This is a genomic window from Aquabacter sp. L1I39 (assembly GCF_017742835.1).
Lineage (GTDB): Bacteria > Pseudomonadota > Alphaproteobacteria > Rhizobiales > Xanthobacteraceae > L1I39.
Genome location: NZ_CP072392.1, coordinates 1,286 through 13,054 on the forward strand (window position 1 = coordinate 1,286; position 11,769 = coordinate 13,054).

Here is an 11,769-nt window from a genome sequence, read left to right on the forward strand (position 1 = left end):
ACAAAACCCCCGATGCTCGAAAGAGCACCGGGGGTTTTTCGTGTCCGACACACAGAACTCGCGCGCGAGAAGGGGGCCGATCCGCCTCCCCTCTGCTTCTCCCCCAGCCCCGCACCCGCCCAAAAAGCGTCCTGCGGGCTCCAGAGGAAAAGTCCACGGCCGAACCAGCACGAACAGGACACAAAAGCCGGACAGCGTATCCTCCGAGGGTTAGGCCAGCGCCGCCCCGCACGCACGCGTTCCGGGCCGGGGTGCGACGCCGTCACCCATCGGCCCCTTGACCGAAACCGACTAAGGAGTGCGACAAGTCTTAGCAGTGTACACTGGCCTCAACTCAGTCTTGCAGGGCGATGATGTCACGAGCGCTGATCGGATACACGGGCTTCGTCGGTACGAATCTTTGCGCGCAGACGCATTTCGATGCCTCATTCAATTCGAAAAATATAGCAGACATCGCCGGGCGCTCATTTGAGACGGTTGTTTGCGCAGCTGCGCCAGCAACCATGTGGGCTGCCAACAAAGATCCCGACGCCGACTTGAGAAAGATCAGTGGCCTCCTTGATGCAATATCCGGGGTAACGGCCGAGCATTTTGTCCTGATTTCCACCATTGCCGTGCTCGGTGATGCGGCCGCAGGCCTGGACGAGACGAGTGTGCATTTCGAGACAGCGAAGGCCTATGGCCGAAACCGCCGTTTCCTGGAAGTTGAGGTGGCGAGCCGCTTTCCACGGTGCCACATCCTGCGCCTTCCCGCCCTGTTCGGGAAAGGATTGAAAAAGAACTTCCTCTTCGACATCATCAACCCGGTTCCATCCTTCCTTTCCGCCGACAAGTTCTCTGACCTCATGGATCGCCTCCCGGCGGATGCCGCGGCGATTTTCGCCCGAGTCTATCGCTTCTCCGCAGACTTGGGCATGTTCGCGATCGATCGGTCCCTTCTGGCGGGGCCCGAGCGAACGATGCTCACTACGGCACTGTTCAATCTGGGATTCACAGCGCTGAACTTCACCCACGCGGACAGCACCTTCCAGTATTATGGCCTTGGGCGATTGTGGTCAGACGTGGAGCGCGTGATAAGCCAGGATGTGCCTCTGATTCACCTTGCTCCCGAACCCCTGCGGGCGGCGGACGTGTACCACGCCCTCACCGGCAAAGACCTGACCGCGCGCTCCGGCCACCCCTATCACGAGGATATGCGGACGCTGCATTCGAAAGCCTGGGGTGGTCCGGACGGCTATATCCAATCGCGGCACGATGTTCTTTCGGAAATTGACGTCTTCTACAAATCGCAGGCAGTCCTATGATCTTCGCGATGTCGAATATCGCCTGGAAGGGCTCCGAGCGCCTCCAGGCCTACCGGATGTTGCGGGACGCAGGATTTTCAGGCCTTGAGATCGCCCCGGGTTTGCTGCTTGGAGAGGCCGTAGCTGACGTCTTCCCTTCGGAAGACGTGGTCCAGGACCGCCTCTCGGAGGCTGCGGCCTTCGGGCTGACCATGGTATCCATGCAATCCCTGCTCTTCGGGGTCGAAGGTGCGGCGCTGTTCGGGACCTCCGAGGAGGTGAAGCGGTTGGACCACGGCTTGAGCCGTGCGATCCGGCTGGCGGGTCGTCTCGGCATCGGCAACCTGGTCTTCGGTTCACCGCGCCAACGGGTCATCCCGGATGGGATGCAGGCTGCCGAAGTGGAGCAGCGCGTGGCGGATGTCTTCGGGCCTCTCGGCGAGCTTGCTCGGGAAAATGGTGCCGTCATTGCCCTGGAGCCGAACCCGGCTCAATATGGCACCAACTTCATGACCACATTTGCAGAGACCCTTGCGGTCGTCGACCGCCTCGATCATTCGGGCATTACGGTCAATTTCGACACGGGCGCCCTGCATATGACCGGTCGTTATGGGGATATGGCGGAGGCTGTGACTGCCGGTCGGCACCGGATCTCCCATGTGCATTTGAGCCGACCTTTCCTAGAGCCTGCGCCAGCCTCCTCGGATGAAGCGATTGCCTTGCTGCGTGCCTTGGCCTTGGCAGGCTATAAGGGGGCTGTCTCGATTGAAATGAAGGCGGTTCCTGACGACGGGATGCATGCAGTGGAAAATGCGATCCGTCTCCTTCGGGATGCCATCAACCAGACTGGGGTCGAAGCCGGGTGTGGATGCGCAGATGAAGCCTGAGCCGAAACCGCTGCGAGAGGACATCTTCGTCTCGCTGTGTTTTCCGGAGCCCCTCGCCTCGGAGGATGATGTTTCGGTCGTCCTAAAGGCGAGCCGGCAGATTTCTGCTCGGTTTCGCTATTTCGAAGTGTTGATCATCGCGCGCGTCGGTGATGCCGACGATTTGCTGTCCGCTTGTCTCTCGGGCAGCCCGCATGTGCGTGTCATCAAGGTGCGCGGGACACGCCGGCATTATGCCAACCGCGTTGTGGCAGCCAATGAGGCGATCGGGGACGTGGTCGTCATAACCTCCCTTGCAGAAGCGGGCGCCCTCGACTTGCCGGGCATGGTCGCGGCCGCCTCTGATCAGAATGCAGTGACCGTTTTCACGCGCGAGCAGCGCAGCTGGACCAACCGGCTGCTACAGGCTCTGGGTTCGGCGAGTCGATTCATGATTTCCTCGGGGGACATGCGCACCATCGCCATTCCCCGCGTGTGGATGAGCCGCCTGCTTGCGCATCCGCAGTACAATCTTGCCTTGCGCTTTCCCCCCTTGGGGCAGGGCTTGCCTATCCTTCACATTCCCGCCCCTTTCACTCGCATTTCTGCAAGCAGTGACGCGACGTTCTGGCGCCGTGTGGCGCTGGCCTACCAACTGTCGGTGAATGCCGCACCGGTGGCGCTGATCGGAGTGGGGCTGCTGTCGTGCGTGGTGGTGCTGGGGGCGCTCGCCTATGCGATCTTTGCCGTTGGCGTCGTGATATTTGCGAGCCACGTTCAGCCCGGCTGGTTCACCACATCCATCATTCAGGCGGGCACTGCCGGGTATCTGGCGCTCGCCATTCTCGGACTATCCATGGGCCTGCAGAAGATCCTTGAACATCTCGAGCCCCAAGTGGCCGACACGGTGGTCGAAGAGATCTGCAACACAGATCTCCCGGCGCAGATCCATGACCTGAATGTCTCCGTGGAGATGGGCCACGCGCCGGAAGTCCCTCATGATAGAGGCCCGGCGGGTGGATCGGCCCCATGACGGCGAGCCATGACTACGACTACATCGTCATCGGAGGTGGATTTTATGGCTGTTGCCTGGCGCTCTTTTTGCGCTCGGTGACGTCACGCATCCTGCTCGTGGAAGCGGGCGATACCTTTCTCATGCGCGCGTCCCGCGTGAATCAGGCCAGGGTGCATACTGGGTTTCACTATCCCCGCAGCTTTGTCACAGCCGCTCGGTCGGCCGCTCTCAGCGACCGATTCGCCCAGGACTTTCCGGAAGCCGTCGTGGACGACTTCCAGATGCTGTATGCCATCGCCCGGTCCCGGTCCAAGGTGTCCGCTGGGCGTTTCTTTCGCATGTTTCATGACTTGAAGGCGCCGATCCGGCCCGCGCGGGAAGCGGAGGCTGCGCTTTTCGACCGCAGGATGATTGAGGAGACTTTCGCCTGCCGGGAGCACGCGTTTGATTATTCGGTTCTCCAACACAAGCTAACCGACCGCGTTTTCTCCAGTGGCATCGAAGTGAGGATGCAGACATCGGTCGTTGACGCCAATGAGGAAGCGGACGCTGCCGTCCTGCACCTGTCGGACGGCTCCGTCGTGAGAGGACGCAGAGTCTTCAACGTGACCTACGCGCAGATCAACCAGATTCTGCGCCTGGCGAACCTTCCTCTGGCGCCTGTGCGCTATGAGTTCACCGAGATCGCGCTGGTCGAGCCGCCACACGATCTGGAGGGGCTGGGCGTGACGGTGATGGACGGCGCCTTCTTTTCGGTCATGCCCTATCCGGCGGCCGGTCTCTATTCGCTCACGCATGTGCGCTACACGCCGCATGCCAGCTGGCTGGACACGCCGGGAGGGCTTTCGGCCTATGAGGTCGGCGAACGGATGCCGCGGGAAAGCCGCGTGCGCCACATGCTTCTTGATTCGCAGCGGTACCTGCCTTGCCTTGCCGATATGCGGTACGTGCGGTCGCTCTATGACGTCAAGGCGGTCCTGCTGAAGAATGAGCGGGACGACGGCCGGCCGATCCTGTTCCAGCGCAATCCATCAAGCTCCCACATCACCTCTGTGATGGGGGGAAAGATCGACAACATTTACGACCTTTTCGTACTGCTGAAACGAGAGGGTGGGGCACTCGAGCACGCACATCACAGGCTCCTCCTCGACCAGCCGGGGCGCGTCGCATGAGAGCTTCAATTGGCTCTCCTCTCGTGCGCTTCGGCTTCGTGGTGGTCGGCGGCCTTTTCCTCGACCTCGGCATTGCCTGGTCACTGGCCAACCTGGCGGGGGTACCGCTGGAGGTCGCTGCCGTCGCGGGTTTCTTCTCCGGCGCCCTTTTCAATTATGTGTTGCACGAATTCTGGACCTTCCGGTCGCCGAACAGTCGCGTGTCAGGGCGGCGGGTGACGCTTTACTTTGTCATGATGGTCGCCGTGCTCGGCATCCGTGTCGGGGTAGTCGCGCTGCTTTCCCATCCGCTTCATGGGCCGCTCGGCAGCCTTCTGGCTCTGGTCTGTGCGTCGGGTGTTTCGTTTGTCGCCAACTATCTGCTCAGCCGATTCGTCGTCTATCGCCGCGGCCATCAGGGAGAACTCAATGGAATCGGGCGCTGATTTCTCCGCAGAAGAGTGGCAGGTGCCGGCAAGCGAGGCTGTGCTTTACCGTCCGAAGTCCCATCGCCACCTGCTGGTCATCCCGGTGATCAATGAGGGCGAGCGCATCCGCCGACAATTGTTGGCGATCGCGCAGGCGGGCCTTGATGTGGACGTCGTCGTGGCTGATGGCGGCTCTACCGACGGCTCACTGGATGCAGACTTCATCTCCTCCGTGCCATGTGTCCGCGCGGTCCTGCGCAAGACAGGACCCGGCCGCCTCAGTGCTCAGCTCCGCATGGCCTATGCCTGGGGCCTCGCCGAGCAGTATGAGGGCATTATCACCATTGATGGCAATGGGAAGGACGGCGTTGAGGCTGTCGTGCGCTTCGTCGAGAAGCTCGATGAGGGCTATGACTATATCCAGGGCTCCCGCTATCGCCCCGGCGGAAAGGCGGAGAATACCCCGTTGGAGCGCACGATTGGCAACCGGCTCATTCACGCTCCGCTCATGAGCGTCTCGGGACGGCGCTTCTTCACGGACACCACGAACGGATACAGAGCCTACTCGCGACGATACCTGCTGCATCCGAAGGTCCGGCCCTTCCGGGACGTGTTCGTAAATTACGAACTGCTCTTTTACCTGACCGTTCGGGCTGGCCAGCTGGGCTTGCGGGTATGCGAGATACCCGTGCGCCGCTCCTATCCGAAGGGGCAGCCGACACCCACGAAGATCCGAGGCAGCGGGGCAAAGCTCGCCTTGCTCAGGCAGGCCATTGATGCTGCCCTCGGGCGATTTGCGCCTCGATAAGGCGTCGCGGCAGTGGCCCAAAGCCATGCTCAAGGACGGGGCAGGTTTGCCCGGGGGGTCTATCCCAGCGGCGCGGGCCGAACGCAGTATATGAGGGGGGTGAGATGAAACGCGCGCCGGTCTTAATTCTCATCTTGGCCGTTCTTGTCGCGACGAGCATTGCGTTTCTGTTGATCTCGATCAACCAGCCCGCCGCCCTGCTTTCGCACGCCGCTCATGATGATGCGCTCTACCTCGCCCAGGCTCGGACCGTTTCAGCGGGCCAGTGGATGGGCGTCTATAATGACCGCGTGCTCGCCAAGCCCCCCGGCTTTCCGATTTTTGTGGCAGGTCTCGACGCACTGGGCATTCCCTATCCGATGGGGGTTGCGCTTCTCCGGCTTCTTGCGGTCCTCGTCTGTGCGGCGGGTCTCTGGCGTTTCACGGGAGTGGCCTGGCCCGCGGTGATCTCGGTGCCTCTCTTGTTGTTCCATCCGCAGGTGTTCTCCACGGTCCGGATTCTGCGCGAATCCATCTATCCCTCTCAGATCCTGCTCTTTGTCGGGCTGATGCTGTTGAGTTTTCGCTCCCGCTGGCGGCTGACGGGCTTTCTTGCCGCAGGGTTCGCTTTCGGCTGGACCTGGATCACGCGTGAAGAAGGCATCTGGATGCTGCCTGGGCTGGTCGTGCTGCTGGCGGTCCTGGCGCGCAACTGGCGGGCCGTGCCCGGCATGCTCCTCGCGTTCGGCGTTGGTGCCGCTGTCCTGCCGGTGACGGTGGGGGCCTTGAACCAGAAGGTCTATGGGCGCTGGACGGTGTCGGAGATGGGGGATGCCGACTTCGTGGCGGCCACGTCGCGGCTTGCCAGTGTCACCGATGGTGGCCAAAAAAGCGGGGTTGGGGTCACACGCGCGACCCGTGAGGCCATCTATGCGGTGAGCCCCAGCTTTGCGGCGCTGAAACCCATCCTGGAAGCCCCCGATTACTGGACCTTCGGCTGTTCGCCACGCCCCAAGACATGCGGCGAGATTGCCAATGGGTGGTGGCACTGGGCCTTCAGGTGGGGCGCTTGGCAGGCTGGATTCCATGCGTCTCCAGCGACGGCGGCCAAGTTCTACCGTGCGGTGGCTGATGAGGTGGGCAAGGCCTGTGATGACGGGCGCCTGACTTGCATATGGCGCCCCATTCCGCAATTGCCGACCATCCAAACGGCCGATCTGATGGAAATGCCGATGTATTTCGGTCAATTGGTCGGACGGCTGTTCCTCTTCAACGCGCCGCTGCAACTGGTGCAGGCAAGCTCCGGGTCGCCGCAGGAGATGGAGGCGTTGCTGGCGCAACTGAACAGGCCGTACGCCTTCCAGTCACCGGCCTATCGGCCGGTTTTCCTGGCAAATTTCGAGGCTGTGCCGGGCCTTGCGATCCGGGCCATAACGGCGATCACGCCGATCTATCGGGACGCCTTTTATGTGGTGGCAATCGGGACTCTGGGGCTCGCCATGCTTGGTCTCGCCCGCCGCTCCCGGGTTGGGGCGTGGCGCATGTTTGGCGTGGCGGCAGCGCTGCTGATCTTCATCAGTTGTCGTCTGTTCCTGCTCGCCATTGTGGGTGTCGCGAGTTTTGCCACAGACAACCTCATGTATATCGGCCCTGCCATGCAACTGTCCGTCCTGATGCTCCTCGTCCTGGCGGCGGCGCTCGCACCGTGGCAGCGTGAGGCCGCAGGGATGGCCGCTCCCGCCGGCGCTTCACCCGCTGATGGTCGTCAGCGGCAATGGACGGACTTGGCGACCGCGGCGGTGCTCGCTCTTGCCATGGCGTCAGCTTGCCTCGCCTTGTTCGCGGGGCAACACGCCGCTTGATCGCAGACCGAGGGCGCCCTGGCCCCGGATGCGGCGGCCTCAGACCGGTGCGAATGGGCGCTCGGTGGCGCCGGATGAGAACGCCTCGAGCGGGAAGGCCTGGGTTCAAGCCTCGTTCCGTCGGCTCCGCATCATCGCCGCAGCCGGTCCAGCACGGCCACTGAAGGGTAGCCATCCGGCAACATGCCGGCGCGGGCCTGGAAGTCCTGCACGGCAACGCGAGTCTTCTGGCCGAGAATGCCGTCCACGGTGCCGATATCGTAGCCGCGCTGAATCAGCAGGTTCTGCAGTTCCACGCGTTCGCTGCGGCTGAGCGCCCGCTCATCCGGCCAGTTCTGCGCAAAGGCGCCGCCGCCGCGGAGGCGGTCGGAGAGATGGCCGATGGCGAGGGCATAGGCGTCGGCGGGATTGTATTTCAGGATGGCCGAGAAGTTCGGCAGCATCAGGAAGGCAGGGCCTTTGGCACCGGCGGGCAGCAGCAGAAACGCGGTGTCGGAAGCGCGCGGGAAGTCCCGACCACCGGGCCGTTTGATGCCCAGCGATGCCCACTGGGCCAGCGTCATCTTGCGAGAGCGGTCGACGTAGCGGTAGTCGAAATTGGCCGGCAGCACCACCTCATAGCCCCAGGTGCGGCCGAACTCCCAGCCGTCCAGCTTGAGATTGTTGGCGGTGGAGCCGATGACGTCGGGGATGGAATCCACCACGTTGCGCTTGCCGTCGCCGTCGAAGTCCACGGCGAAGCGCTGGAACGAGGTGGGCATGAACTGGGTGGGGCCGAAGGCGCCAGCCCAAGAGCCTTTCAGATGGTCGGCCGGCACATCGCCCTTTTCCAGGATCTGGAGGGTGGCGAGGAACTCATCACGGAAGAAGTCCTGCCGCCGGCCGATGCAGGCCAGTGTCGCGGTGGACCGCAGAACGGAACGATTGCCCATGCCCGAAGGGCTGCCATAGTCCGATTCGATGCCCCAGATGGCCGCCACCGCATAGCGGTCCACCCCGAAGGCCTTTTCCGCATGGTCGAAAATGGGCTTGTACTTGGCCAGGATCTCCTTGCCGCGGGTGATCCGGCGCTCGGTCACCAGCATGTTCACATAATCGCCGATGGGCTTGGAGAATTCCGGCTGCTGGTCCAGGAAGTCCATGATCTTCATGTCCGGCGTCAGGCCGGACGTATAGCGCTCGAACGTGCGGCGCGAGACGCCCTTGGCCTGCGCCTGCGGCCACATGCCGGCGATGCAGGTGCCGAAATTGGCTTCGGCAGCCGCGATCGCCTGCGGCGTCATCAGCGGGTGGCTGGAGCGTGCGGGGGCCGGAGCCGGCGTGGCCGGTGGATCGAAAATGGACCCTGTCACTTGTGCACAGGCGCCCGCGGCGAAGCCGCCGGCCAGGACAGCGCCGAAAGCAGCGACGCGGAGGGAGCGGGTGATCCTGTGTGCCATGTGCGCCTCATCCCGGCGGCCATGCCGCCACATCTTGTGCCCCCGCCGGCTCCCGCGCGAACCGGCTGCGGTTCGCCGCTGTGGAAGCCGTGGCGGAAGCCTTGCCCCAGTTGCGCCCGCTCCCGACTGAAGGGCGAGCGGCTCGGCCTCTAATGGGCCGTGAATATGGTTGCGCCGGGGTTAACGCAGGGCAAGTTTGTGCGGCGGCAGGCGCGTTTCGCCGCGCTCCATGGAACGTGGTGTTCAGTTGCGCTCATCGGGGAGGACGGGCAGGGCATAGACCTCCACCTCCTCCTCCTTGAGGGTGCGCACCTCGTCGGGCGTCGCCTCGCCATAGATGGAGCGATGCTCCACCTCGCCCTGGTGCATCTTGCGGGCGAGGTCGGCGAACTGGTCGCCCACATAGTCGGCCGTGCTCGTCACATGGTCGCGCACGGCGCGCAGCATACGCCGCAACTCGCGCTCGGGTTCGGACATGAGGGCCATCTGCTCGGCGGCCGGCGGCGCGGCGGGTGGCATATCACCCGCCACCTCGGGCGTCCGCGGCTCGGCGTCACGGGGGCGATCCGTGCGGGCGACGGAGGGCGCCATCACGGCCTTCTCCACCGCCACGCTACCGCAGGTGGGACAGGCGACGAAGCCGTGCGCCTTCTGCTTCTCATAGCTGTCGGAGGAGGGAAACCAACTCTCGAACGTATGATCCTTGTCGCACCGGAGCGTGTAGCGGATCACGTGGGCGCTCCCACCAGGTGCAGGTGGCCGGCCGGCCGGCCTTCCGCCATCTCGAAGCGGCGGCCGTGGCGCAGCGAGGGGATGCGCTGGCGCACCGCCTCCACTTCCGTCATGTCCAACTCGGCGAGAATGACGCCCGGATCGCTGCCGCCCTCGGCGAGCACCCGGCCCCAGGGATCGATCACCAGCGAATGGCCATAGGTCTCGCGCCCATTCTCGTGACGCCCGCCTTGGGCGGCGGCGAGCACATAGGCCCCGTTCTCGATGGCGCGGGCGCGCAGCAGGACGTGCCAATGCGCCTCGCCGGTGGGGCGTGTGAAGGCGGCGGGCACCGTGAGCACCTGGGCGCCGGCTTCCGCCAGAGCCCGGTAGAGAGCCGGGAAGCGCAGGTCATAGCAGATGGTCAGCCCGAGCCCGATCCCTTCCACATGACCAAGCACGGCGCGTTCGCCGGGCTTGTAGGCGGTGGATTCGCGGTAGCTTTCGCCATTCGGGAGATCCACGTCGAACATGTGGATCTTATCGTAGCGGGCGGTGATTTCCCCGTCGGGGGCGATCAGGAAGCCGCGATTGACGGCCCGCTGGTCGGATACCTTCAGCGCCAGCGAGCCCACATGCAGGTGAATTGAAAGGCTGCGGGCGAGGTCGCGGAAGGCGGCGAGGGAGGAATCGTCCTCCTCCTCCTTCAACTGCTCGAACAGGATGGAGCGGTCCAACTCCATGAGATTGGTCGTTTCCGGCGTCTGCACATAGCGCGCACCGGCCTCCGCGGCCTGGCGGATGAGGGCGCTTGCGATGTCGATATTGGCGCCCGCGTCGCGTCCGGTGCGCAGCTGGACGAGGCCGACGCGCAGGGTCTGGGAGGAGGCTGAGGAGCTCATGGGATCTCGCAGGCTTTCCGGTTCTCGCTTCAGTCTAGAGCAGGCGCCGGTCCGATGGCACCGCAATCGGACCGGGTCACGTTTTCTCTACCATGCATCCGCTCAGCGCAGGGCGCGCGCTTGCGCCTGCTGTCACACCGCCATAGCGTCGAGCTTGCCCTCCCGCTCCAGGGCATACAGGTCGTCGCACCCGCCCACATGGGTGTCGCCGATGAAGATCTGGGGCACGGAGGTGCGGCCGCCCGCCTTCTGGGACATGTCCGCCTGGCCGGCGGGATCCGTGGTCACGTCGATTTCGGTGAAGGTCCAGCCCTTGCGGCGAAGCAGCTCCTTCGCGGCGTGGCAATAGGAGCACCAATTCTTGGTGTAGATGACGATGGGTTTCATAAAGGCCCCTAGAGCGCGTTCACCTCGAACTGCCTTGCAATCCAAGCTGAACGCGCTCCATCAAAGAGTTGGGAACGGCGCAGGCCGTCACGGAAGTGTTGCATAATATGGGTTTTCAGCCGGCTTCGACAACCCGCGCGAAGGTCAGGGCGTCCACATGGGTCGCACCCGCCCGGCGGAGCGTGCGGGCACAGGCGTCCAGGGTGGCCCCGGTGGTCAGCACATCGTCGACTAACAGGATGCGGCGCCCGCTCACATGCGCCTCCGCGGCACCCGGAACAACGAAGGCGCCCGACACGTTGCGGCGGCGTTCAAGCCGGCTCAGCGATACCTGAGAGGGTGTCGCACGCGTGCGGACCAGCGCGTCTGTCCTCCACTTTTTTTGCGCCGCGGTGGCGAGATAGCGCGTCAGAAGCGCGGATTGGTTGAAGCGGCGGCGCCAGAGGCGGAATGCGTGCAGAGGCACGGGCAACAGGATGTCTGCCTCTGCGAGCACATCGCGCCCCGCCTGGGCCATGAGGCGTGCCATGGGCCGGGCCAGCTCCAGCCGGTCGCCATATTTCAGTCCATGAACCAAATCGCGGGAGACGGCGCCGAACACCACCGCCGCCCGCGCCCGGTCGAAGGCGGGCGGGTCAGCAAGCGCCTCCGCGCTGAGATAAGGGCCGGCATCGCCCACAGGCATGAAAGGCAGCGGAGAGCCCAGGCGCTCGCAGAAGGGCCGGGAAATGAAACGGAGGCGCGGCCAGCAGGCACCGCATAGGCCCCCTTTCTCAGCCATCACCGCCTGGCACGAAATGCAGGTGGGCGGCAGGACGAGATCCACCAGCACACCCGCAGCTCCGCCAGCCAGCCGGCCGAAAGGGGCAAGACGCGTGCGCAAGCTGATTCTGGACGGGAGATGCACCTCGTCCATGATTTCCCCGCTCGCCGGCAGC

At 63.9% G+C, this 11,769-nt stretch carries 12 protein-coding genes; 7 read left to right on the forward strand and 5 right to left on the reverse strand.

What is annotated here, in order from left to right; genetic code table 11:
* Positions 1–353 precede the first annotated feature (353 nt).
* The 7 genes from J5J86_RS00020 (at position 354) to J5J86_RS00050 (ending at position 7,392) form a co-directional block, all read left to right on the forward strand.
* Positions 354–1,304, forward strand: coding sequence for a hypothetical protein (locus J5J86_RS00020; RefSeq protein ID WP_209102884.1), 951 nt, complete (start codon positions 354–356; stop codon positions 1,302–1,304).
* Entirely contained in the window at positions 1,301–2,170 is an 870-nt protein-coding gene (locus tag J5J86_RS00025; RefSeq protein ID WP_209102885.1) for a sugar phosphate isomerase/epimerase family protein, read from the forward strand. Before J5J86_RS00020 ends, J5J86_RS00025 begins: the two co-directional genes overlap by 4 nt.
* Positions 2,160–3,182 (forward strand): hypothetical protein, encoded by a 1,023-nt coding sequence (locus J5J86_RS00030; protein WP_209102886.1) that lies wholly within the window; start codon positions 2,160–2,162, stop codon positions 3,180–3,182. The genes J5J86_RS00025 and J5J86_RS00030 overlap by 11 nt, the downstream gene beginning before the upstream one ends.
* Complete coding sequence (locus J5J86_RS00035) at positions 3,179–4,336, forward strand: FAD-dependent oxidoreductase (RefSeq protein WP_209102887.1); 1,158 nt, start codon at positions 3,179–3,181, stop codon at positions 4,334–4,336. The genes J5J86_RS00030 and J5J86_RS00035 overlap by 4 nt, the downstream gene beginning before the upstream one ends.
* A gap of 23 nt (positions 4,337–4,359) precedes the next feature.
* Complete coding sequence (locus J5J86_RS00040) at positions 4,360–4,761, forward strand: GtrA family protein (RefSeq protein ID WP_209102888.1); 402 nt, start codon at positions 4,360–4,362, stop codon at positions 4,759–4,761.
* Positions 4,745–5,551 (forward strand): glycosyltransferase family 2 protein, encoded by an 807-nt coding sequence (locus J5J86_RS00045; protein ID WP_209102889.1) that lies wholly within the window; start codon positions 4,745–4,747, stop codon positions 5,549–5,551. The genes J5J86_RS00040 and J5J86_RS00045 overlap by 17 nt, the downstream gene beginning before the upstream one ends.
* A gap of 104 nt (positions 5,552–5,655) precedes the next feature.
* Positions 5,656–7,392, forward strand: a complete 1,737-nt coding sequence (locus J5J86_RS00050; RefSeq protein WP_209102890.1) for a hypothetical protein — start codon at positions 5,656–5,658, stop codon at positions 7,390–7,392.
* Between the two features lie 131 nt (positions 7,393–7,523).
* Here the strand turns inward: J5J86_RS00050 and J5J86_RS00055 are convergent, their stop codons facing one another.
* From J5J86_RS00055 to J5J86_RS00075, 5 genes are all read right to left on the reverse strand, one after another.
* On the reverse strand, positions 7,524–8,831 hold the full coding sequence (locus tag J5J86_RS00055; protein WP_209102891.1) for a lytic murein transglycosylase: 1,308 nt from the start codon (positions 8,829–8,831) through the stop codon (positions 7,524–7,526).
* Positions 8,832–9,074: 243 nt separating this feature from the next.
* Positions 9,075–9,563 (reverse strand): DUF1178 family protein, encoded by a 489-nt coding sequence (locus J5J86_RS00060; RefSeq protein WP_209102892.1) that lies wholly within the window; start codon positions 9,561–9,563, stop codon positions 9,075–9,077.
* Complete coding sequence (locus tag J5J86_RS00065; RefSeq protein ID WP_209102893.1) at positions 9,560–10,444, reverse strand: carbon-nitrogen hydrolase family protein; 885 nt, start codon at positions 10,442–10,444, stop codon at positions 9,560–9,562. The genes J5J86_RS00060 and J5J86_RS00065 overlap by 4 nt, the downstream gene beginning before the upstream one ends.
* 132 nt (positions 10,445–10,576) lie before the next feature.
* A complete protein-coding gene (gene grxC / locus J5J86_RS00070; RefSeq protein WP_209102894.1) occupies positions 10,577–10,831 on the reverse strand; it encodes a glutaredoxin 3 in 255 nt (84 codons plus the stop codon).
* Between the two features lie 115 nt (positions 10,832–10,946).
* Positions 10,947–11,714: a ComF family protein gene (locus tag J5J86_RS00075; protein ID WP_247657811.1), complete on the reverse strand. Its 768-nt coding sequence runs from the start codon at positions 11,712–11,714 to the stop codon at positions 10,947–10,949.
* Between the last annotated feature and the right edge of the window lie 55 nt (positions 11,715–11,769).